Annotated in this window: 16 protein-coding genes; 8 read left to right on the forward strand and 8 right to left on the reverse strand. The window is 70.8% G+C overall.

What is annotated here, in order from left to right; translation table 11 throughout:
• The first annotated feature begins 8 nt into the window (after positions 1 to 8).
• The 4 genes from GF068_RS35085 (at position 9) to GF068_RS35100 (ending at position 3,752) form a co-directional block, all read left to right on the forward strand.
• Complete coding sequence (locus tag GF068_RS35085; protein WP_153823891.1) at positions 9 to 1,208, forward strand: tetratricopeptide repeat protein; 1,200 nt, start codon at positions 9 to 11, stop codon at positions 1,206 to 1,208.
• Between the two features lie 37 nt (positions 1,209 to 1,245).
• Positions 1,246 to 2,079, forward strand: coding sequence for an SDR family NAD(P)-dependent oxidoreductase (locus GF068_RS35090; RefSeq protein WP_153823892.1), 834 nt, complete (start codon positions 1,246 to 1,248; stop codon positions 2,077 to 2,079).
• Between the two features lie 81 nt (positions 2,080 to 2,160).
• A complete protein-coding gene (locus GF068_RS35095) occupies positions 2,161 to 3,210 on the forward strand; it encodes a glycosyltransferase family 4 protein (RefSeq protein ID WP_153823893.1) in 1,050 nt (349 codons plus the stop codon).
• A gap of 53 nt (positions 3,211 to 3,263) precedes the next feature.
• The gene (locus tag GF068_RS35100; RefSeq protein WP_153823894.1) at positions 3,264 to 3,752 is read left to right on the forward strand and encodes an AgmX/PglI C-terminal domain-containing protein; all 489 of its coding nucleotides are present in this window, start codon (positions 3,264 to 3,266) and stop codon (positions 3,750 to 3,752) included.
• Between the two features lie 54 nt (positions 3,753 to 3,806).
• On the opposite strand, the gene GF068_RS35105 is transcribed toward GF068_RS35100, so the two are convergent.
• Entirely contained in the window at positions 3,807 to 4,157 is a 351-nt protein-coding gene (locus GF068_RS35105) for a YidH family protein (RefSeq protein WP_170319860.1), read from the reverse strand.
• 91 nt (positions 4,158 to 4,248) lie between these two features.
• Positions 4,249 to 6,372: an OmpA family protein gene (locus GF068_RS35110; RefSeq protein ID WP_170319861.1), complete on the reverse strand. Its 2,124-nt coding sequence runs from the start codon at positions 6,370 to 6,372 to the stop codon at positions 4,249 to 4,251.
• A gap of 208 nt (positions 6,373 to 6,580) precedes the next feature.
• Here GF068_RS35110 and GF068_RS35115 point away from each other — a divergent pair, with 208 nt between their 5' ends.
• A complete protein-coding gene (locus GF068_RS35115) occupies positions 6,581 to 7,039 on the forward strand; it encodes a universal stress protein (protein ID WP_153823897.1) in 459 nt (152 codons plus the stop codon).
• Positions 7,040 to 7,070: 31 nt separating this feature from the next.
• Here the strand turns inward: GF068_RS35115 and GF068_RS35120 are convergent, their stop codons facing one another.
• The 3 genes from GF068_RS35120 to GF068_RS35130 form a co-directional block, all read right to left on the reverse strand.
• Positions 7,071 to 11,780, reverse strand: a complete 4,710-nt coding sequence (locus GF068_RS35120) for an nSTAND1 domain-containing NTPase (protein ID WP_153823898.1) — start codon at positions 11,778 to 11,780, stop codon at positions 7,071 to 7,073.
• A gap of 16 nt (positions 11,781 to 11,796) precedes the next feature.
• Positions 11,797 to 13,101, reverse strand: coding sequence for a sigma 54-interacting transcriptional regulator (locus tag GF068_RS35125; protein ID WP_240807902.1), 1,305 nt, complete (start codon positions 13,099 to 13,101; stop codon positions 11,797 to 11,799).
• An 83-nt stretch (positions 13,102 to 13,184) separates the two neighbouring features.
• Entirely contained in the window at positions 13,185 to 13,622 is a 438-nt protein-coding gene (locus GF068_RS35130) for a helix-turn-helix domain-containing protein (protein WP_420814141.1), read from the reverse strand.
• Positions 13,623 to 13,693: 71 nt separating this feature from the next.
• On the opposite strand from GF068_RS35130, the gene GF068_RS35135 reads away from it, so the two are divergent.
• Entirely contained in the window at positions 13,694 to 14,548 is an 855-nt protein-coding gene (locus GF068_RS35135; RefSeq protein ID WP_153823901.1) for a class I SAM-dependent methyltransferase, read from the forward strand.
• A gap of 5 nt (positions 14,549 to 14,553) precedes the next feature.
• Here the strand turns inward: GF068_RS35135 and GF068_RS35140 are convergent, their stop codons facing one another.
• The 3 genes from GF068_RS35140 to GF068_RS35150 all read right to left on the reverse strand — a co-directional run bounded on the left by GF068_RS35140 (position 14,554) and on the right by GF068_RS35150 (position 18,090).
• A complete protein-coding gene (locus GF068_RS35140) occupies positions 14,554 to 14,847 on the reverse strand; it encodes a hypothetical protein (RefSeq protein WP_153823902.1) in 294 nt (97 codons plus the stop codon).
• Between the two features lie 75 nt (positions 14,848 to 14,922).
• The gene (locus GF068_RS35145; protein WP_153823903.1) at positions 14,923 to 15,786 is read right to left on the reverse strand and encodes a LysR family transcriptional regulator; all 864 of its coding nucleotides are present in this window, start codon (positions 15,784 to 15,786) and stop codon (positions 14,923 to 14,925) included.
• Between the two features lie 60 nt (positions 15,787 to 15,846).
• Entirely contained in the window at positions 15,847 to 18,090 is a 2,244-nt protein-coding gene (locus tag GF068_RS35150) for an ArnT family glycosyltransferase (RefSeq protein ID WP_153823904.1), read from the reverse strand.
• A gap of 56 nt (positions 18,091 to 18,146) precedes the next feature.
• Here GF068_RS35150 and GF068_RS35155 point away from each other — a divergent pair, with 56 nt between their 5' ends.
• Together GF068_RS35155 and GF068_RS35160 are read left to right on the forward strand one after the other, a co-directional pair.
• A complete protein-coding gene (locus GF068_RS35155) occupies positions 18,147 to 19,733 on the forward strand; it encodes a hypothetical protein (RefSeq protein WP_153823905.1) in 1,587 nt (528 codons plus the stop codon).
• 85 nt (positions 19,734 to 19,818) lie between these two features.
• Positions 19,819 to 21,642: a sensor histidine kinase gene (locus tag GF068_RS35160; protein ID WP_170319862.1), complete on the forward strand. Its 1,824-nt coding sequence runs from the start codon at positions 19,819 to 19,821 to the stop codon at positions 21,640 to 21,642.
• Positions 21,643 to 21,717 lie beyond the last annotated feature (75 nt).

Here is a 21,717-nt window from a genome sequence, read left to right on the forward strand (position 1 = left end):
CTGGTAAGATGGGATGGAGTTTGGTCATGCACCACGCCGTCGAGCTCTTCGTGTCCTCCGCCCCCGGGGATCAGGCGATCCGCGAGGAGCTCTGCGCGCGCCTCGCGGCCTTCGTCGACGCCGGGATCGTCCGGGAAGCCGTGCCGGCGGCCCCTCCGCCGGACATGCGATCGCGGCTGCGCACGGCCGACGTGATCGTCGTGCTCGTGAGCCCCGAGGGCCTCAAGCCCGGCGCGATCGTGGAGTCGACGCTGCGCGAGGGGCTCGTCATGGAGCGCGACAAGCGGGCGGTGGTGATCCCCCTGCGGGCCCGCAGCGGCGCCGAAGAGCAAGCCGGACTGCTCTCGGATCGCACGATCTACCCGCGCGACGGCCGCGCCCTCGACGCCGCCGAGGACCACGAGGGGATCTTCCGCGAGGCCATCGCCGGCGTGCTCACGGGCGTCACGCTCTGCCACGTGATGGTGGGCGACTACTTGCTCGAGGACGAGCGCGAGGCCGCCGCCGCGGCTTCGTTCCAGCGCGGGCTGGCGATCGCCGAGCGCCTCGCTGGGGACACACCCGACGATCAGGATCATCACTCGCTCGTCGCGCTCACGCGGGATCGTTACGCCGACGCGTTGCTCGCCGCCGGCGACGGGCAGGGCGCGCTCGTGGCGTACAAGGAGGCGCTCGTCGTACGTGAGCGGCTCGCGAACGACGCGCCGGAGAACATCACGCGTCGCCGCGCGCTCGCGCGTTGTCACGAGAGCATCGGCGAGGTGCTGCGCGCGATGGGTGAAAAACCCGACGCGCTCGCGGCGTACCGCGCTTGCCTCGTCCTGCGCCAGGAGCTCGCCGACGCCACGTTCGACGACGACGCGCGGCGCGATCTCTACGCCACGTACGGCCGCATCGGCCACGTCCTCCGCGCGATGGGGGATCATCGCGGCGCGCTCGAAGCGTTCCGTACGGGGCTCGGGCTCGCCGCGGCGCTCGCGGCGGAGCAGCCGGACATGGCCACGGTCCAGGGGGATCACGCGCTCTTTTGCTTCCGCGCGGCCACGGTGCTCGCGGAGGGCACGTCGGCCGAGCGGCTGGAGGCGCGATCGCTCTTGCGACGAGCGCTCGCGATCTACCGCGTCCTCGAGGAGCGGAGCCTCTTGACGGAGGCGCAGGCGATCTGGCCGCCGGCCGTCGAGGCGATGCTCACGACGCTCGGCACATGACTTGACGCCCGCGCGCCGGGGCGCTTCCGTCGTGGCCATGAGCAGCGGTCGTTTTGCGGACAAGGTCGTCCTCGTGACGGGGGCGGGCAGCGGGATCGGGCGAGCCACGGCGCTCGCGTTCGCCAGGGAGGGCGCGGACCTCGTGCTCTGCGACGTCAACGAGGCGTCGCTCGAGGAGGTCTCCGCCGCCACGCGCGCGCAGGGGCGCCGCGCGCTCGCGCGCAAGGTCGACGTCTCGAGCGCCGCGGCCATGCAGAGCTTCGCCGACGAGGTGCACGCGGCGCTCTCCGGCGTCGACGTGATCGTCAACAACGCGGGCGTCGCCGTCGCGGGCGGCCTGCGAGACACGACGCTCGACGACTGGAACTGGGTGATGGGCATCAACGTGATGGGCGTGGTCCACGGCTGTCACTTCTTCGTGCCGCGCATGATCGAGCGCGGGCGCGGCGGACACGTGGTCAACATCGCCTCGGCGGCGGGCCTCGCGGGCAGCCGCTTGCTCCTCGCGTACGCAACGACCAAGTTCGCCGTCGTGGGCTTCTCCGAGGCGCTGCGCGAGGACCTGCGCCGCCACCGCATCGGCGTCTCCGCGATCTGCCCCGGGTTCATCCGGACGAACATCAACGAGGCCGGACGCCGCCGCGGCCGCTTCGCCGAGCCCGCGGCGATCGAGCGCTCGCGTCGGCTGATGGAGCGCGGCGCGTCGCCGGAGCTCGTGGCCGGCAGGATCATGGACGCCGTGGAGCAGAACCTCGGCCTCGTGCCCGTGACGAAAGAGGCGCACCTCGCCTACGCGCTCAAGCGGGTGTCGCCGAACCTGCTCGGCGCGATCTGGCGCCGCCTCGAGGCCTGGCAAGCGCCCGAGCTCTGATCGGCTTCGATGGCACGGTCCATGTAGCGTTTGCCCTCCGCGCGCAGGGGGACGGATGCGCGCAGGAGGGATGCGACACCCATGCGTATCGCGATGATCGCGACTCCGTTCATCCGGATGCCGCCCATCGGCTACGGGGGAACCGAGCTCTTCTGCTACGAGCTCGCGGAAGAGCTCGACACGCGTGGCCACGACGTCACCGTGTTCACGACGGGTGACTCCGTCACGAGCTGCCGCAAACGCGCGCTCTATCACCGCCCCGTCTGGCCACCCGCCGCGGCCGACGAGCTCAACCACGCCGCCTGGGCGCTCGCCGAGGTCGCGCGGGGCGACTTCGACGTCGTCCACTTGAACAGCCCGCTCGGCGTCGCGCTCGCGGGGTTCTTGCGTGTGCCGATCGTTCACACGATGCACCACCATCGCGAAGAGTCGTACTCGCGGATCTTCGCCTCGCACCAGGGGATCTACCACGTGGCGATCAGCCGGCGTCAGCTCGAGCTCGAGGTCCCGCTCGCCCGCGCGCGTGTCATCCACCACGGGCTGTCGCCGCGGCGGTATCCGCCGAGCCAGCGCGACGAGGGCTACCTCGCGCACATCGGACGCTATTGCGAGGAGAAGGGCACGCACCTCGCGCTCGACATCGCCCGGCTCGCGGAGAAACCCATCCACCTCGGCGGCCGTGTCCATCCGCAGGATCGCGTGTTCTTCGACGAGCACATCGCGCCGCGGCTCGATCTCCCGGGCGTCATCGATCACGGCGAGGTCGACCACGAGCAGAAGGTCCGGCTCCTCTCGGGCGCGCGGGCGATCGTGTGTCCTCTCCTCTGGGAGGAGCCCTTCGGCCTCGTCGCCGTCGAGGCCATGCTCTGCGGCACGCCGGTGATCGGCTTCGCGCGCGGCTCCTTCCCGGAGATCGTCGACGAGGGCGTGACCGGCTTCCTCGTGCCGCCCGACGACGTCGATGCCCTCGTCCGCCTCGCGACCTCCCCGGCGCTCGCGCACTTCGACCGGGCCGCGTGCGCGCGCCGCGCCCGGGACCGCTTCAGCACCTCGGTCATGACGACCGCGTACGAGGCCGTCTACCGCCGTGCCGTCACGGGCGGAAAAGTGGCGCGCGCGCGTGTCGCGTGAGGCCTGCCGTTCCCGGTGGACAACGCGCCGCATCTCGACTGAACTCGCACGCCATGCGCTGGTTCGTCACTCCAATCTTCTTCGTCGTCGTCGCGGGCTGCGGGGCGACGCAACCTGCGGGCGGCTCGGGCGCGACGGAGCCCTCCGGTCCGGCAGGCGCGGCAGAACAAGGCGCCCAGGCGGGGGCAGAGGCCGCGGACAAACCCACGAACCCGGAGACGGTGCCGCTCTCGGGTACGCTCTCGGACGAGCAGATCCAGGCGGCGGTGAACGAGAACGTGAAGGCGTTCGACGCCTGTTACTCGATCGGCGCGGACAAGGAGGGCAAGCTCGCCGGGACGGTGACGATCCAGGCGACCGTCGGCCCGCTCGGCGCGGTGAACGAGGCGAGCGTGAAGAAGTCGACCGTGAAGAACAGCAAGGTCGACGACTGCGTGCGTGACGCGTTCAAGACGATCAAGTTCCCCAGGCCGGCGGGCGGGGGCACGGTGATGATCACCTACCCGATGACGTTCGGCGGCGAGGTCGTGCTCAAGAAGTGAGCACGTCCGCGCCGCGCAGCGCGGGCGAGGCGGGCAGGCGCCAGGGCCGCCGCGTCATTGCAGCCGCAGCAGATAAACCGCCACCCCCACCCCGAGCAAGGCGAGGCCAACCGACAGCACCACGCCCATCGAGGCGGGATGCGCGCGCGGCGTCTCGCCGCTGTTGTAACGCTCGATGAAGCGCGCGTGCTGCAATGCAGCGATCACGTTGACGAGGACCCCGAGGAGCACGAGCGTGGTGCCGAGCCACTGCGACGTCACCACCGACGGCGACGGCGACGGCAGGAGGCCACGCGACGCCGCGAGCTCGCGCAGGAAGATCCCGAACTTGGCCACGACGAACCCGAAACCCATCAATGCCAGGCCCGTGCGCAGCCACGCGAGCAGCGTCCGCTCGGCGGCCATGGGAATACGCAGATCGTAATCCGATCGGGTGGGTCGAGGCTCGGGCATACCTCTCCCTGCGTATCACCCTCCCGGCGGCGCGGCTACTCGCTCACGTTTTCTCGAGCGACAGCTCCGACACCCCGTCCTGGAACCGGATCCGCGCGAGCATCAGCTTCTCCTGCAACGCCACCAGCGCGATCGTCGCCTTCGAGGTCCGGTCGCTCACCTCCTGCATTTTTTTCTCCAGGCTCTGCATCAGCGGCCCTGCGCTCTTCACCACTTTCAGCGTCACGATCTGCGCGTGCAGCTCGTCCATCCGCTGCCGATACTCGGCGAGCTCCTCGCGGGTCGTCGAGATCCGCTGCTCCAGGTTCCCCATTTCTTTTTGCAGGTCGAGGAGCCCCCCCACCGCCTCCTTCAGCCTCTCGCTCACCCCCTTCCCCGACACGTACACGCGCACCATCTCCATCCCCACGTCATTGCGCAGATCCGTCGTCTGGAAGACCGGCGTCTCCTCGGCGATCTCGACCTCCACCTTCTCCCCGGCCCCGATCTCCACGCGGAACAGATACGCCTCGCCCATCCGCTCCCTCGACGTCGGGGCCTTCGCCAGCGTGTACCCCTTCGCCACCGTGTGCCGCACGTACACCGTCGCCTCGCCCTGCGACCGATTCGTCATGACGAGCGTCTTCCGGCGCGTGTGCTTCACCTCCGTCTGGAAGACGCCCCGCTGCACCGACAGGATCCGCGTGATGGCGTCCGCCTCGTCGTCCTTGCGCTCCACCACGATCTGCCGGTCGAGCGCGAATGGAATGAACGCGAACGAGCGCGCCGGGATCGGGTCACTCATCCCCTCGCCGACGAATTGGCCGTCCCCGAACACCGTGACCGGCCCGCTCTCCAGCACCGATTCCGTCGGGTTCTTGAGGCGCACCGCCTTGAACGGGAACGTCGCGTTGCCGCGCGTGCTCTCCGGGTCGTAGAAATACACGAAGCCGCCCTCGGTCTCCGTGCTCAGGATCGAGACCATCGCGCTCGTCGTGCGGGGCACCGTCATCGGGATCGTCGACTCGAAATGGGACGTGCCGATCGGCTCGGCGCTCGCCGCCTCCGCGGGCGCGAGGCTCGCCGTGTTCTGCATTCGTGCCTCGGTCTCCGGCGCCTCCACGATGCTCACCCCGCCCTTGCGCCCCTCCTGCATGCCATTGCCCACGGCGACGATCTGCGAGGCCGGCAGCCCGGCGCGGATGAGCTGCGTCCGCGCGCGGTTCGCCCGGTCGAGCGAGGCGGCTTGTTTGTCCCCGTCCTTCACGTCGGCATACCCCTCCACGACGATCTGCTTGCGGCTCTTCCGATACTTGTTCGCGAGCTGCTCGATCTGGATCTGCTCCTGGCTCTTCGGCGGCGGCGGAGGGGGCGGCGGCGGCGGCGGCGGCTGCCAAGGCGCGTCGCCGCGCGCCCTGGATGCGGTGCTGATCAGAACTTCGGACGAGCCCACGTCGATCACCGGCGCCTTTTCGCGGACCATACTCTCCGCCGCCGAACGCGACACGACATACGCGAGCTTCGTATCGTCGAGGTTCGCGAGGATCCGCTTCTCCCCCTGCCCCGGCGTCCCCCCGTGTGTCGCCCCGCCCATCGGCGGCGCCTGCGCGAAGAGGCCGTCCGATTGCAACGTCTCTCGCTCGACCACGCGAATCGACCGCAGATCGAAGCGGAACGAGAGCGCCGAGCTCGACCCGACGCCGAGCTTGACCTGGTTCCAGTCCTCCCCCGAGGTGTTGTCCACGACGGCCCAGGCGTCGACCTTCGTTTTCCCGCTCTTGCCGATGGACACGCGATAACTCGGCTTCCACGAGGGCGCCTCGGTCACGTACGAGACCAGGAGCTTGTGCGGCCGCGGCCCCTTGAGCTGGATGTCCATGTTGACGAGGTTCCCCGCCGGCGGCTCCTCCCCCGCGAGCGCCGATCCCACGGTCGGATACGCGATGGGCGCGGGTTTGCCCGTCGTCGTGTCGATCACGGTGAGCGATTTCAGGAAATCATCGACCTTGTCGTCGGGCACGCTCAGGCGGAGCGAGTCCCCGTCGATCTCGGCGTATCGCTCGAAATACGCCACGCCATTCCGATACACGACGACGCGCCCGAGCGTGGTGTCGCTGCGGACGAAGCTCGTGGCATTGCTACAGCCGAGGAGGAAGAAGAGCGAGAGGGGGGCGAGAACCTTGCGCATCGGGGCACCTCGTAAAAGACCTTCACGAGCTCCCTCAGCAGCGATCGTGCCACGTCGTTTTTGCTCGTGAAAACGGGCCGTCCGCCGCGCCGAGCTCGCCGCTGTCGACTGCCAGGCGACAAAGCCGTGGACTGCCAGGCGACAGGCCGGAGGTCGCGCCGCGGCACCGAGCTTGCTACCGGCCCCCGTCGAGGGAGGACCGCAGGGCATGACGATGACGACGCCGCCGCCGACCATCCTCGTTGGGCTGGACAGCTCGCCGCGGGCCCCTGCCGTGCTGGCGGCCGCAGCGGACCTCGCGCAGCGTTATGGCGCGACGCTCGTGGCGGTCCGCGCCGTGGAAATGCCCCGCGACGTGCCCACGCAGGAGCCACTCGCGACCGAGGACGGGCGCGCCGAGGCCCTGCTCGCCGCCGCGCGTCGCGAGCTCGACGCAGAGCTCGCGCGGCTCCCTGCCGGGCTCGGCGCGCGTCGCGAGGTGCGCGCGGGCGAGCCGGTCGACGTGCTCTGCGACCTCGCGACCGAGACGCGCGCGCGCTTCGTCGTCATCGGCGCGCACGGACACAGCGCCTGGCGCCGCGTGCTCGGCACGACCGCCGCGCGGCTGCTCGAGGCGGCGCGCACCTCCGTCGTCGCCGTGCGTGACCCGAGCGACGCCGACGAGTGAGGTCATGCGCGCGCGATGCGCGGAAGCGTCGTCATCGCTGGGCGGCGTCGACCCGGGCCGCGGTCGTCGCCTCGACGCGGCGCACGCAGGCCTCGTGCGCCGCCCGCGCGGCGGCTTCGGGGACGTTCAGGAGGGCGATCCGGCGCTCGACGGGCATACAATAGGTCGTCGCCGACCACAACTTCGGATCCTCCGCGCCGGTGAGCGGCTCGAGGTCGGTCCAGACCCACGCGGCCTTGTCGTCCGACGCCGTCACGATCCGCTCGCCGTCGGGGCTGTAGACCGCCGAATTGAGCACGAAATCGGAGCCGCGCAGCACGAGGGGCTCGCCGCTCCCGTCCGCGTTCCATATCCGCACGGTCTTGTCCTGGGACGCCGTGACGATTCGCTTGCCGTCCGGGCTCCACTCCGCCGAATTGACCCAATGCTGGTGCCCCACGAGCACGACCGGATCGCCGCTCCCGTCGGCGCTCCAGACCCGCGCCGTCCGGTCGTGCGACGCCGTGACGATTTGCTTGCCGTCGGGGCTGAAGACCGCGCTCCGGACGTTGCCCTGGTGATCGAGCAAGAGCCGGGGCTCGCCGCTCCCGTCGGCATTCCAGATCCGGACCACCTTGTCGCGGGACGCCGTGACGATCCGCCTCCCGTCGGGGCTCCACGAGGCCGCATTGACCGCGGCTTGATGGCCCTCGAGGACGAGCGGCTCGCCGCTCCCGTCGGCATTCCATACCCGCGCCGTCTTGTCCTCGGAGGCCGTGACGATCTGCTTTCCGTCGGGGCTCCACGAGGCCGATTTGACGGTGGCGAGGTGGCCACGAAGGACGAGCGGCTCGCCGCGCCCGTCGGCATTCCATACCCGCGCCGTCCTGTCCTCGGAGGCCGTGACGATGGACCGGCCGTCGGGGCTCCACTCCGCCCAGTTGACGACATTCTCGTGGCCGCGCAGCACCACGGGTTTGCCCCCGCCCTCCACGTCCCAGACCCGGGCCGTGTTGTCCCATGCGGCCGTGACGACCTGCCGGCCATCGGGGCTGAAGGACGCCCGGTAGACCATTCGCTGGTGCCCTTTGAGCAGCAAGGGCCTGCCCGTGCCGCCCGTGCTCCAGACCCGCGCCGTCTTGTCCGAGGAGACGGTGACGACGAACTTCCCATCCGGGCTGTACGACGCCCTCTGAATGGCGTCCTCGTGGCCACGAAACACCAGCGGATCTCCCGAGCTCTCCGCGGTGAAGAGGCGCGTCCCGTCCCCCTGGTTCGTCGTGAGGATCCGCCCGCCCTCGGAGATGAACGCGAGCGAATACACCCCGTCCTTGTAACCCGTGAGGATCTCGCTCTCCCCCGAGCCGTCCGCCCTCCACAGGCGCACCGTCTTGTCCCACGAGGCCGTGACGATGTGCTCTCCGTCGGGCCGGAACATCGCCGAATTGACGGGCGCGAGGTGACCACGAAAGACCAAGGGCGCGCCCGTGCCGTCGGCATTCCATACCCGCGCCGTCTTGTCCTCGGAGGCCGTCACGACGCGGGCGCCGTCGGGGCTGAAGGCCGCGGATCGGAGCCCCTGCTCGTGCCCGCGGAGGATCACGCTTTCGCCCGCGCCGTCGCTCCGCCAGATACGCGCCGTCCCGTCCCGCGAGGCGGAGACGATTCGCGCGCCGTCGGGGCTCCACGCGACGGCCCGGACCGCGTCCTCGTGGCCCGTGAGGACGAGCGCGCCTCCCTCCCCGTCGGCATTCCAGATACGCACCGTCCTGTCCCACAACGCGCCGGCGATCCGGCGGCCGTCGGGGCTCCACGCCACCGATTGCACGGTCTCCTGTCCGGGCAAGAGCAGAGGCTCGCCCCGGCCGTCGGCGTTCCATACCCGGACGATCCCGTCCTCCGATGCAGTGGCGATTCGTCTACCATCGGGGCTGTAGGCCGCCGACGTCACCAGGGCCGGATGCGTGAGCACCACGAGGGCCGGTCCGCTCTGGAATGCCCAGCGCGCGAGCTCCGCAAAACCACGCGGGACCTCGGGCGCCTCCACCTCGCGCAGGAGCGAGAGCACGGTCGTCGGATCCCCCGAGAGCTCGCGCGCCGCGGCCATCCGCGTCGCGTTCCGCGCCTGCCTCGCCTCGGCCTGGGCGCGCGCCGCCTCCTCGTCCGCGTGGGAGGCCTGCTGATCGGCGCGCCGCGCGTGCTCCCCGGCGCGCAAAGCCAGGTACGACACGACCACCGTGATGGCGCCGAGCATCACGATGACCCCCATGGCCACGCGGCGGCGCAGGCTCCGCTCGCGGTCGGACAGCGCCACGACGGCGAGCAGATACCGCTCCTCGCGCCGCCCGAGCCGGAAAGGCGCGCCCGCCGCCTGCGCGGCTCTCCGGCGCGAGAGCCATTGCCGCGCCTCCTCGGCGGCGCGATCCCGCCATACGAGCCCCTCGGACTCCCCGCTCGTGTCCCATTGCTGGGCCGCGGCGCGCAGCCGGGCGAGGAACTGCGCGTCCTTTTCGTTCTCGTCGAGCCAGTGCCGGAGCTTCGCCCACCGCTCGACGAGCGACTCGTGGACGATCTCCACCACCTTGCCCTCCTTGTCGCCGTCCGTCTCGATGACGAGCAGCCGCGCGGCGGCGAGGTGCTGCACCACCTGCTCCGTCGCGTCGCCGCCCTCGGCGAGCTCGCGCAGCTCCGAGAGGCTCACGAGGGCGCGCGTGCGCTCCGGCGTCACGAGCCTCAGCAGAATCGACCGGGCGAGCGCCTGCTCCGGCCCCGAGAGCGTCGCGAGCACGGCGTCCGCGTGCGTGGAGAGCGCCCCCGCGACGCCGCCGAGCGCGCGATAACTCTCCCGGGAGAGGAGCTTGTGCTCGCGATCCCGCGCCTCCCACAGCTTGGTCGCCGTGAATTGCAGGAGCGGCAAGGCGCTGCGCGTGTTCTCCAGGGTATCGAGCATCTGCTCGACGAGCTCGTCCCCCTCGAATCGATATCCCGCCGCCTCGATGGGCTTCGTCAAGGCGGCGCGTAGCCCCTCGCGGCCGAGGGGCGGCAAGAAGACGAGCCCGCGCGTCACCTCGGTGATGAAATGGCGATTGTCGACGAGCCGATCCAGGAAATCCGAGCGCATGGCGAGCACCACGCGCAGCGGCGAGGACGCGTCGTCGGCCACGCCCTCGAGGCAGGCGAGGAAGGACTTCCACTCGTCCGGGCTCGCGCCGAGGGTATAAAGCTCCTCGAATTGATCGACGAACAGGAGGATGTGGTGGTCCGGCCCCGCGCGACGGCACCACGCGCGGAGGCGCGCGCCGAGGTATCCGGGCCGGCTGCGCAGCGTCGCCGCGAGATCGTCGGTCTCGGAGGCGGGGGGAACACTCGCCCCGGACCCGGCGCCCTCGGGTGACTCGGAGACCTGGGCGAGCAGGTCGGCGAGCGCGGCGAGCGGCTTGCGCCCCGGCCGCAGGATGAAGGCCTCCCAGTGCCCCCCCGAGCGCTTCAAGGCCGGCAAGATCCCCGCGCGGACGAACGACGATTTGCCCGCGCCCGAGGGCCCGGTCACGACCACGAGCTGCTGGTTGCGCAGCCGCCCGAGCACGCCGGCGATGTCCCGATCCCGCCCGAAGAACCGCGCCGCGTCCGACTCCTGAAATGCCGAGAGGCCGGCGAAGGGGTTATCGTCCTCGGAGATCGCCGCCGCGCGCGGGCCGGTCGAGAGCGACTCGAGCGCGGCGCAGAGCTCCCGCGCCGAGCCGATCCGCTCGGCCTTGTGTTTCTTGAGGCATCGATCGACGAGGGCGCCCATCGCCCCGAGATCCGGCCGCGTCTCCAGCGCGCTCGGCATGGGGATCTCGAGCACCTGGACGCCGACGAGCCGCGCCATGCTCACGGGCGCGAGCGGGTGCGCCCCCGTGACGAGCTCGTGCAGGATGATCCCGGCGGCCCAGAGGTCGCATTGTGGATCGACGTCGAGCCCCAGCCATTGCTCGGGCGACATGTATGGCGGCGTGCCGACCACCGTCCCGTCCTCGGTCGTCGTGACGTCGTCGTCCTTTCGTGGCGCCGCGAGCGTCATCGTGCCCGTGTCATCGAGCGTGAATCGCTTGGCGATGCCGAAATCGAGCACCTTCACTTGCCCGCTCTCGGTCAGGAGGATGTTCTCCGGCTTGAGATCGCGGTGCACGATGCCCATTTCATGCGCGCAGACGAGCGCCCGCGCGACGGGGATCATGATCTCCGCCGCCACGCTCGGCGAGACGCCCGCGGGCCGCTCGCGCTCGGTCATCCAGGCCCGGAGCGTGCGCCCCTCGAGGTATTCGAGCACCATGTAGGGGTACCCCTCGAGCTCGTCGACCTCGTAGACGACCACGATGCTCTCGTGCTTGCAGCGCGCCGTGGCCCGCGCCTCGGCCAGGAAGCGCCCGGCGCGTTTGCCCGTGTACCCGACGAGCAGCTTGATCGCGCAGAGCCGCGCGAGCCTCGTGTCACGCGCCAGAAAGACGCGCCCCATTCCTCCCTGACCGAGCTCGCGGATGATCTCGTAATGCTTGATCACGCGGCCGGGCTCGAGGGGGAGCGACTCCGCCGGCCGCGCGGGCGCGCCGAACGCGAGCGGCGACGCCGACGCGGACACCGACACCGTGGAGCGCGCCGGCGACTCCGGGTTTGGCGTGGCCACGACCCGCGTGGTCCGAGCGAACGCGGGATCGGGCTCGATCTCCCTGACCGAAGCCTCCCCCGAAGGGTCTCGCTGGCTCTCCGGATGGCGCTCCATGGACGCGACTCCGCCCCTAGGGCTCGATACCGTGGCGACGCAGGAGCCGATAAAGATACGCGCGATCCATCCCCGCCGCGCCCGCGGCCCGCGCCACCTTGCCGTCGTGCAGGCGCAGGAGCGCCTTGAAATACCGGCGCTCGAAATCGGCGATCGCGCGCTCCCGCTCCGACGCGTACGGCGCCGTCGGATCCACGGAGAACCCCTCCTCCGCCGCCCCCGAGGCCTCGAACGTCGGCTCGATCGTGCGCAGGATCAGGCACCGCTCGACGTAATTCCGGAGCTCGCGCACGTTGCCGGGCCAGGCGCCATGGCGGAGCTGCGCGAAAAACTCCGGCGTGCGGAGCTGCTCGGCCGCCTCGCGTGGCGCGCGCAGCGACGCGAGGATCTCCTCGGCGAGCGCGGGGATGTCCTCGGGGCGCCTCCGCAGCGGCGGCATTCCAATCGTGACGACCGCGAGGCGAAAATAAAGATCGGCGCGAAAACGCCCGGAGTTGACGTCCGTCCGGAGATCCCGGTTCGTCGCGGCGATCACGCGCACGTCGACGGGCTTGTAGCCATTCGATCCGACGCGGCGGACCTCACGCGCCTCGAGCGCGCGGAGCAGCTTCGGCTGAAGGTCGACGGGCAGCTCGCCGACCTCGTCGAGGAACAAAGTCCCGCCCGAGGCCTCCTCGAACGCGCCGACGCGCCGCTCGGTCGCGCCGGTGAACGCGCCTCTTTCGTGGCCGAAGAGCTCACTCTCGAGCAGGTTGCCGTGGATCGCGCCGCAGTCGACGATCACGAACGGCCCCTCGCCGCGCGTGCTCTTCTTGTGAATCGAGTGCGCCGCCTGGCTCTTGCCGGTGCCCGTCTCCCCCTCGAGCAGGACCGTCACGTCGCTCTCGGCCGCGCGGGCGAGCATCACGAAGGTGGCGCGCATGACGGGCGAGACGCCCGTGAGCGAGCCGAAGCGTGTCTCCTCGGCGAGCGGGAGGTGGTTCGTCTCGGCGGCGAGATCGAAGCGGATCACGGTCTTGCCGAGCCGGAGGAGGCTGCCGACACGAAGGAAGGCCTCGAGGATGGCGACGCCGTCGAGCAGGGTGCCGTTACGGCTCTTGAGATCGCGGACCCGGACGTTGCTCTCGTCGACGAGGATCTCGCAGTGGAAACGCGAGACGGTGGGGTCGTCGAGGATGAGGTCGTTGCGGTGGTGGGACCCGATCGAGCAACGATCGCCCGTGGACTGCCAGGTGACGCCGCGCGCGGGGCCCTCGACGACGGTGAGGCGGAAGCGGCGGACGGCGCCTCTCGTGGCGCCGAGGCCGTCGCCGTGGGTCAGGGTCGCGGAGGGCGTGCTCCGATCGCTCTCTCCTTGCCCTGCGGCGCGGCCCCGGCTCGACACGGCTCCCGGATCTACCACAACTAGCGCCTCGGTGGCTGCGGAGCCTTCTTCCTTCGTGCTCCCACGGCTCCGGACGCGGCGGCCCGCACGAGGCGGCGGAAGGTGGGGCATTCCATGTGGCTCGGCGCGGAGCAGGCCGCGGCGTGCCGCAGGCCGTCGCGTATGGCGCGGAGCTTGCGGATCGTCCCGTCGAGCTCATCCGCCTTGGCCACGAGCATCTGCCGGTCGATACGCGGGCGCCCGTCCGGCGAGAACATGCGCGTGATCTCGTCGAGCGAAAAGCCGGCGGCGCGCCCCAGGGCGATCAGCGCCAGCCGCTCGAGCACGCCGGGATCGAACAGGCGGCGCAGCCCCCGCCTGCCAATGGAGCGGATCAGCCCCTTTTCCTCGTAGAACCGCAGCGTCGAGGCAGGGACGCCGGACCGCTTCGCCACCTCGGCTATGTCCAGCGCTTTCACCCTTGACCTCGAGTCGACTTGAACGGGCATGGTGCAGCCTCCGCTTCTCGAAGACAAGGGAGGAGATACACATGAACATGGCACGACCTACCAACGATGAACAAACGACGCTCTGGAATGGCCCCGCCGGGCACGCCTGGGTCGAGGCGCAGGCGCTGCTCGACGAGATGTTCAGGCCGTTCGAAGACCTGCTCGTCGAAGCGGCCGCCGCCGGCCCCGGAGGCCACGTGCTCGACGTCGGTTGCGGCACGGGCAGCACGACGCTGGCCGTCGCGCGGCGGCTCGGCGCGAAGGGCCGCGGAGTCGGCGTCGACCTCTCGGAGCCGATGCTCGAAGCCGCCCGCGCTCGCGCCGAACGTGAAGGCTCGCCGGTCACCTTCCTCCGCGCCGACGCGCAGACCCACACGTTCGAGCCTGCGAGCTTCGACGTGATCCTCTCGCGCTTCGGCGTCATGTTCTTCGCCGACCCCGTCGAGGCCTTCACGAACCTGCGGCGCGCCGCGAGGGACGGCGCCGCGCTCCGGTTCGTCGCCTGGCGCAGCGCCGCGGAGAACCCGTTCATGACGACGGCCGAGCGCGCCGCGGCGCCGCTCCTTCCGAACATGCCCGTCCGCCGGCCGGATGCGCCCGGACAGTTCGCCTTCGCGGATCGGAGCCGGGTCCAGGCCATCCTGGAGGAGAGCGGCTGGGCCGAGATCGATATCCGGCCGATCGATATCACCTGCACCCTGCCCGAGAGGGAGCTCGATCGTTACATGACCCGGCTCGGCCCCCTCGGGCTCATCCTTCAAAAGGTGGACGAGCGGACGCGCGCGCAGGTCGTCGAGACGGTCCGCGCCGCTTTCGACCCTTACGTGCACGGAGACGAAGTGCGCTATACCGCGGCCTGCTGGAGCATCGGCGCGCGCGTCCTGCTCCCGCGCTGATCGGCTCAGCGGCGGTCACGCCTCTTGCGGAAGCCGCTGCCGAAGCTCTCCGAATACCCCTTGGAGACGCATGTATTGGTCCCGTTCGCCATTCCGAGGTCCCCATCGCCGGGGTTGTAGGCGTGCCACGTCCCTTTGCAGTCCGACTGCTTCGTCTTGGGCTTGCAGGCGTCATCCTCGATGCACACGCCCTCGCGGTTGCACCCGGCGACGGCGAACGTGAAGAGGAGCGCGACCACGAGGCGCTTCGGATCGAGCGTCGTGGCGAGGCCTTTCGAAGGGGAAGCTCGATGGTTCATGCCCGGATCTCTACGGCTCGCCTCGACCGGACCACGCTCGCAGAATTGCGAACCTCGATCGCGGCGCTGCGAGCGCTAACGCGACGTCGCCGCCGTCGAGCGCGTGAGGTGCTTGGCCACGACCTTCGCCACGGTCGAGACGCGCACGTCCTGGCGTAACTCGGGCGGGAACAGGAGCCAGGCGGGCCGCTCGAGCCCCGCCGTGAGGGGCCTGTACGAGGTCAGCTCGACGAGCTCCGAGCGCAGCTCGGCGAGCGGCGCGGGCACGAGGCCGATGCCGACGCCCGCCGCGACCAGGTCCACGAAGAGCCGCCGCGACGCCGTCGCCGCCGCGATCTTGCCGCTCGGCACGTGCTGGTTCTCCCAGCGGCCGAGCCACGAGCCCTCGAGCGGCGGCCCGAGCACCACCCACCGCGCGCGCTCGGGCGCGTCCACGTGCGTGGCCGTCCCGTACACGCCGAACCGGATGGGGAAGAGCTTGCGGCCGATCAGCGTCGAAGGCGGCGTCTGCACGAGCGAGAGCCCGAGCTCGGCCTGGTTCTTTCGCAGGCTGAGCCCCGCGTCCGAGATGTGCACGTGCACGCGGAGCGACGGGTACGAGGCCGAGAGCTCCGCGAGGGGGGCCATCAAGAGCGGCGCGAAGCCGTCGACGGTCGTGAGCGTGACGGAGCCACGCGCCTCCTCGCGTTGCTCCTTGGCTCGTTGCGCGATGCCCCGCAGCGACGTGCCCGTGCATCGGGCGAGCTCGGCCAGCTCACGTCCGGCGGGCGTGACGCCCTTGCCTCGCACGAGGCAGGTGAAGCCGACGGACTGCTCGAGCGCCGCGATGCGCCTGTAGACCGTCGACGCCGCCACGCCGAGCTCGCGCCCCGCCGCGCCCGCGGAGCCGAGCCGCTCCAGGGCTTCGAGGTGACGGAGGTCGTCCCACGACGAGATCATGACCTCACGACGGAAACACGAGGATGCCGCCGCGGCAATGCCTGGGGCTGCGTCGAACACCTACGGAAGCCGGAGCACCTCGATCCCATTCGACCCGACCGGCTGCGCGAGCTTCATCACCTTCCCCCGCGCCACGAGCGCCGCGTGGAAGACCTCCACGCCCGGCCGCTTCACGATCGTCACCGGATCCACGTAAAGAAACCCCTTCCGCATCCGCGTCGCCGGCACGTCGAGCGGCATCGCCACCTCCCGCGTCGTCGGATCCGGCATCGTCGTGGAGAGCGTCGCGCGCGCGAGGACCTTCGATCGCACGCTGAGCGACGTCCCCGCCGCGAGTGGCCCCGAGGCCCGCACGAACAGGTGCAGCCGCGGGCGCACGCCCGGCTGAAGCCACGAACCCACGATCTCCGGCCCGTCCTCGTACGTCGCGCCGATAGGCCGGAGCTCGCGCGTGATCTCCGAAAAGAGCACCTCCGCCCGGCCCAGGTCCCCCTGATGCACGGCCACGTTGTGCGCGATCCGCCGCTGCTCCGGCGTGCGCGGCGGCTCCGTGGGTGGCGTCGCCGGCTGATCCCAGTGCGCCCGCTGCTCCCACGTCGCGTACGCGTCGGGCACGATCGTGCGCGCGGGCTCCGTCGCGCTCACGAACATCCATTCGAGCGCGGAAGGCTCGCGCTCCTCGAACACGTACGCGTCGATCGGCGCGTGCGCCTCGCGCGGCGCGAAGACCCAGAACGGGCCCACCGCCGTCACGTGGAACCGCCTCGCCACGGCCGCGAGCTGCGCCTCCGGCGCGAACCGGACGTCGAGCACGTACACGCTGTGACGCCCCGCGAGTGGCCCGGTCGGCGCGGCTTGGTTCGGCTTCACCACGCGCCCGCCGAGCGACCAGACCTGCGCCCACGTCGCGTGCATGCTCTCGTGCAGGTGCACCTCGGCGTCCGGCGGGATGCGCCCCGAGAGCCAGCGCAAAAACGCCGTCTTGTCGCCGTCCGAGTCGATGAGCACGCCCTTCTCGTTGAACCGCCCGCCCGTCTGACGCGCGTACAAGGCCGCGGGCGCGCCGTCGCGCAGCACGAACAGCAGCGGCACGAGCAGGATCCCCAGCGCGACCACGCCCCCCGCGGGCTGACCCCTCGCGTGGCGCCGTCGCGCCCAGGCGAGCTCGATCCCCGGCGCGAGCGTCGCCACGAGCGCGCCCATCCCGAGCGCGAAAAACGCGCCGAACGGCTGCGGCCAGAAGACGTGGATGTCGGCGCCTTGCTTGAACACGACGTACTGGAACGTCGCCATCCCCAGCACGAAGAGCGGCGCGATCTCGACCTCGGCGCGCGTCACGAAGAGCCGCGCCACGCACACGACGGCCGCGACCTTCCCGAGCAGGATCGCGATCGGCGTGAACGAGAGCTCGATCCAGTACCGCCGGCTCGCGAGCACCGCCGAGAGCGGCACCGCGTTGCCCGACGAGCGTGATCCGTACACCGCGAGCAGATCCCCGAGCTTGCCGGCCTTCTGGAAGATCACGAGGTACACGACGGCCGTGAGCACCGAGAGCACGGCCCACGTGATCCACGTCTCGGCGTACCTGCGCTCGTCGAGCGGCCCGAAGAAGCGGCGCCCGCCGAGGTAGCCGCGCAAGAGCCCGAAGCCGAGCCACTGCCCCGCGAGCACGAACGCCGGCCAGTCCGCGTGTAGCGCCATGAACAGCCCGAGCGCGCTCACGACGAGGAAACGCCGCCGCCGCGTCTGCACGAGCCGCACCCAGCCGAAGAGCGCGAGCAAGGACCAGAAGACGAGCGGCACCTCGAGCGCGTTGAAGTTCGCGAACGCCAGCGTGATCGGCAGGACCACGAAGCCCGCCGCCGCCGCCGCGCCCGCCGCGGGCCGCCAGATCGAGCGGCCGAGCGCGTAGAGCAGCGGCACCGTCGCGGTCGAGAGCAGGATCGCGGGCAGGCGGCAGACCACGTCGTGCCGGCCCACGACCTTCATGAAGAGCGCCGTCACCCAGAAGATCCCCCACGGGTGGTGGCAGTAAAATGCTTCCGGCCCGGGGCGCGTGTGCGTGTACTCCCAGACCGGGCCCGGGATCCCCCAGCGCAGCATGTTCTCGGCGATGATCCCCATGCTCGCCGTCGAGGCGAAGTGCCCGTTCAGCACCGGCCCGAACATCTCCCACGCGGCCACGAGGAAAAACCACGCCGTCGCCACGCCCACGACGACCCGCGCGATCCGCGCCTCCCGCGCGCTCGCCACGGGCAAGCCGTCCGAGCCTTGGGGCAAGCAGAGCGAGGGCCAGGGGGTCATGCGCGCGGAAGGGTAGCGGATGGCATCCGCCCCGGGCGTGGTAACTTGCGCGCCCCGTGCGTCTCGGACAGCGGCTCTCGGCCGCCGTGCAGAAAAACCCCCTCGGCTCGGCCCTCGCGCTCGTCGCGCTCGCCGCGTCCCTCTACGTCATCACCTACCCGTTCACGGCCGCGCGATACGCGCCGATGACGGACCTGCCCTTCCACGCCGCCCAGACCGGCGCGATCCGGCACTTCTTCGATCCGAGCTTCCACCTGCGCGACCAGTTCGAGCTCCACCCGCTCGCCGTCCCGTACATGTCCTCGTACGTGATCGGCGCGCTCTTCATGTTCCTCGTGCCCGCCCACGTCGCCGTGAAGATCGCGGCCGTGGCCATGCTCGCGCTCCTGCCCGCGGGCCTCGCGGTCCTCTTTCACGGCATGAAGAAGAGCCCGCTCCTCGGCCTCGCCGCCTTGCCCCTCGCCTGGAGCCACCTCACGCACTGGGGCTTCCTCAACTTCGTCGGCGCGCTTGGCCTCTTCGCGATGGCCGTCGGCGTGACCCTCCTCCTGCTCGACGCGCCCTCGCGGCGCCGCCAGATCACGCTCTCCGCCGTCCTCGTCCTGCTCTTCTTCACCCACGTCTTCCGCTTCCCGTTCGCCGTCGCGGGTGTCGTCGCCGCGGCCGTCGTGATGTACCCCGCGACGAAGCGCTTCCGGCCGATCCTCGCGCCCCTCGCCCTGCCGCTCGCCCTCTTCGCCGCGTGGATACGCGTCCGGCCCGCGGCCATCGGCGGGCCCATCGACCTCTCGCGCTTCGACCTCTCGCGCCTCGCCGAGCTCCGCCCGCTCGTCCTCGAGGGAGGCTTCAACGACCCGGTCGAGGCCGCCGCGATCCGCACGAGCTGGACCACGCTCCTCCTCGTCGCGCTCGCCAGCCTCGTCACCTTCCTCGCCTCGCGCCGCGCGGCCGCGTGGGACCGGCGCGCGTGGCGCTTCGCCGTGGGCAGCCATGTCCTCGCGCTCGGCTGCGCGGGCGCGTTCCTCCTCGGCTTCTTGATGCTCCCGATGGCGGCGGGCGTCTGGTGGTACGTCTACCCGCGCGAGGCCATCGCGCTCGCCTTCCTCGCGCTCGGCGCCATGCCCGATCTCCCGCGCGCGCCCCTGCTCCGCGCCCCGCTCGTCCTCGCGCTCGTGCTCGCCCCGATCGGCCTCTCGCGCGCCGTCGCCACGAACTATCGCCATTTCGACCGGGCGACCGACGACTTCCACCAGATCACCCAGGACATCCCGCGCGCCCCGCGCCTCCTTTACCTCGTCTTCGATCACGGCGGCACGAACAAGAAAAACACCCCCTTCATCCATTTGCCGGCCTACGTCCAGGCCGACAAGGGCGGCTGGCTCAGCTTCCATTTCGCCGTCTTCGGCGCCTCCCCGCTCGTGTACCGCAGCCCCAGGGATCCCTCCGCCGTCGTCCCGCCGCCCGTCCCCACGCGATGGGAATGGATGCCCCATCGATTCCGGCCTCTCCAGCATGGCCGCTTCTTCGATTGGTTCCTGGTTCGCAGCAGGCAGGCGCCGGACGCCATCTTTCGCGACGATCCCTCGATTGTCCCCGTGAAGCGGGTCGGCACGTGGTCGCTTTATCGGCGGAAGAGCGACTAGCGCTCGCCTGATCGCCTGCGATCCTGCGGACATCGCTGCCTTGCGTCTCCGACACGAGGGGCTAGGCTGCGCGAACATGGCGGCGATGATGCGAAGTGCCCCGAGGGATCGCGAAGCGCGACACGAGCACGCCCCCGCGGGAGGAGCACGCGCCGAGGAGAGGTATTCGCCGCCCGAGGAGGCGCCGCCCGAGCCGGCCATGTCGAGCGCCGAGCGGCTGCGCACGCTCATCGAGGCCTCGCCCGATCCCATTTTCATGAAGGACGGCGAGGGCCGCTGGCTCGAGGTCAATCGCGCGGGGCTCGAGCTCTTCGGGCTCGAGGGCGTCGATTACCAGGGCAAGAGCGAGGCCGAGCTCTCCGCCTTCACGCCTTTTTATCGCCAGGCATTGCTCTTTTGCCCGGATACGGACCGGGTCGCCTGGGACGCGGGCAAGCTCTCCCGCGTCGAGGAGTCCGTGCCCCGGCCCGACGGCTCGGTCCGGACGTACGACGTCTACAAGGTCCCGCTCTTTTATCCGGACGGCCGGCGCAAGGGCCTCGTCGCGCTCGGGCGTGACATCACCGACCGGCGTCGCGCCGAAGAGGAGCGCGACAAGCTGCTCGAAAAGGAGCAAGCCGCCCGCGCCGCCGCCGAGCGCGCCGAGCGCCGCTCGGCCTTCCTCGCCGAGACCACGCGGATCCTCTCGGGCACCCTCGATTACGAGGACACCGCGACCCGCCTCGCCCACCTCTGCGTCCCCTTCGCCGCCGACTGGTGCGCGGTCTGGACCGTGGACGGCCATGGCGGCGTGCACCTCGGCGCCCTCGCCCACGTCGACCCTGCGCGTGAGGCCCTCGCCGCGCCTGGCTCCATCCGCGTCGAGCCCGACCTTCCGGGTGGCGTCTCCCACGTCGTCCGTTTTGGCCAGCCGCTGCTTTGCCCCTCGGTCGCCGACACGCCCGAGGCGCGCCTCGCGGCCCTCGGCACGCGGGATCCTTCTTGCGAAGAGCTCGTCCGCACCCTGGGCCTCTCCTCGTACGTGGCGGTCCCGCTCGTCGCGCGTGGCCGGACGCTCGGCGCCATCACCCTCGCGCGTATGCCTGGCTCGCCGTCGGCTTGCGCGGCCGACCTCACGCTCGCCGAGGACCTCGGGCACCACGCGGCGCTCGCCCTCGCGAATGCGCGGCTCTACGAGGAGTCGCAGGAGGCCATCCGTGCGCGCGACGAGTTCCTCTCGATTGCCTCGCACGAGCTGCGCACCCCGTGCACCTCGCTGCGTCTCGGCATCGAGGCATTGCTGCGGCATGCGCGCGCGGGCAAGCTCGATCGAATGCCGGCGCCGCTGATCGAGCGCCTGCTCGAGACGAGTGATCGACAGAGCAAGCACCTGCTCCATTTGATCGACCGCCTGCTCGACGTCTCGCGCCTGGAGGCAGGGCACCTGGATCTGGAGCTCGAAGAGGTCGATCTCGCGGCATTGACGCGCGAGGCCGCGGGCGAGCTCCGCGAGGAGAGCGCGCGGATGGGCGGCACGTTGCTCGTCGAAGCCGAGCGGCCGGTGCGTGGGATGTGGGACCGGGCGCGTCTGCGGCAGGTGGTGACGAATTTGCTCGGCAATGCGCTCAAGTACGGCGCCGGCAAGCCGGTGCGTGTGCGCGCCTCTGGAGACGAATCGCAGGCGTGGTTGTGCGTGGAGGATCGGGGGATCGGGATCCCGGAGGACCGGCAGCCGCACATCTTCGAGCGATTCGAGCGCGCGGTGTCGTCGCGGCATTATGGGGGGCTCGGCTTGGGGCTGTACATCGTGCGGCAGATCGTCGAGGCGCACGGGGGGACGATCGCGCTGGCGAGTCACCCGGGGGAGGGCTCGACGTTCACGGTGACACTGCCGAAGGCGCGCGCAGCGGTGACGGCGCGAGCTTCCTGACGGCTGCCGCCGAGGGCGTGGACGAGAGCGCCGAGGGCTACGACGCGGTCCCAGAGCGCTACGACGGGTAGTGGC

Origin of the sequence: Polyangium spumosum (assembly GCF_009649845.1) — a bacterium.
GTDB classification, from domain to species: Bacteria; Myxococcota_A; Polyangia; order Polyangiales; family Polyangiaceae; genus Polyangium; species Polyangium spumosum.

What these genes read in the sequence shown, in the direction of transcription:
- GF068_RS35085 (WP_153823891.1), top strand. Translation starts at nt 9, where the DNA reads ATGGGATGGAGTTTGGTCATGCACCACGCCGTCGAGCTCTTCGTGTCC.
- GF068_RS35090 (WP_153823892.1), top strand. Translation starts at nt 1,246, where the DNA reads ATGAGCAGCGGTCGTTTTGCGGACAAGGTCGTCCTCGTGACGGGGGCG.
- GF068_RS35095 (WP_153823893.1), top strand. Translation starts at nt 2,161, where the DNA reads ATGCGTATCGCGATGATCGCGACTCCGTTCATCCGGATGCCGCCCATC.
- GF068_RS35100 (WP_153823894.1), top strand. Translation starts at nt 3,264, where the DNA reads ATGCGCTGGTTCGTCACTCCAATCTTCTTCGTCGTCGTCGCGGGCTGC.
- GF068_RS35105 (WP_170319860.1), bottom strand. Translation starts at nt 4,157, where the DNA reads ATGGCCGCCGAGCGGACGCTGCTCGCGTGGCTGCGCACGGGCCTGGCA.
- GF068_RS35110 (WP_170319861.1), bottom strand. Translation starts at nt 6,372, where the DNA reads ATGCGCAAGGTTCTCGCCCCCCTCTCGCTCTTCTTCCTCCTCGGCTGT.
- GF068_RS35115 (WP_153823897.1), top strand. Translation starts at nt 6,581, where the DNA reads ATGACGATGACGACGCCGCCGCCGACCATCCTCGTTGGGCTGGACAGC.
- GF068_RS35120 (WP_153823898.1), bottom strand. Translation starts at nt 11,780, where the DNA reads ATGGAGCGCCATCCGGAGAGCCAGCGAGACCCTTCGGGGGAGGCTTCG.
- GF068_RS35135 (WP_153823901.1), top strand. Translation starts at nt 13,694, where the DNA reads ATGAACATGGCACGACCTACCAACGATGAACAAACGACGCTCTGGAAT.
- GF068_RS35140 (WP_153823902.1), bottom strand. Translation starts at nt 14,847, where the DNA reads ATGAACCATCGAGCTTCCCCTTCGAAAGGCCTCGCCACGACGCTCGAT.
- GF068_RS35145 (WP_153823903.1), bottom strand. Translation starts at nt 15,786, where the DNA reads ATGATCTCGTCGTGGGACGACCTCCGTCACCTCGAAGCCCTGGAGCGG.
- GF068_RS35150 (WP_153823904.1), bottom strand. Translation starts at nt 18,090, where the DNA reads ATGACCCCCTGGCCCTCGCTCTGCTTGCCCCAAGGCTCGGACGGCTTG.
- GF068_RS35160 (WP_170319862.1), top strand. Translation starts at nt 19,819, where the DNA reads ATGATGCGAAGTGCCCCGAGGGATCGCGAAGCGCGACACGAGCACGCC.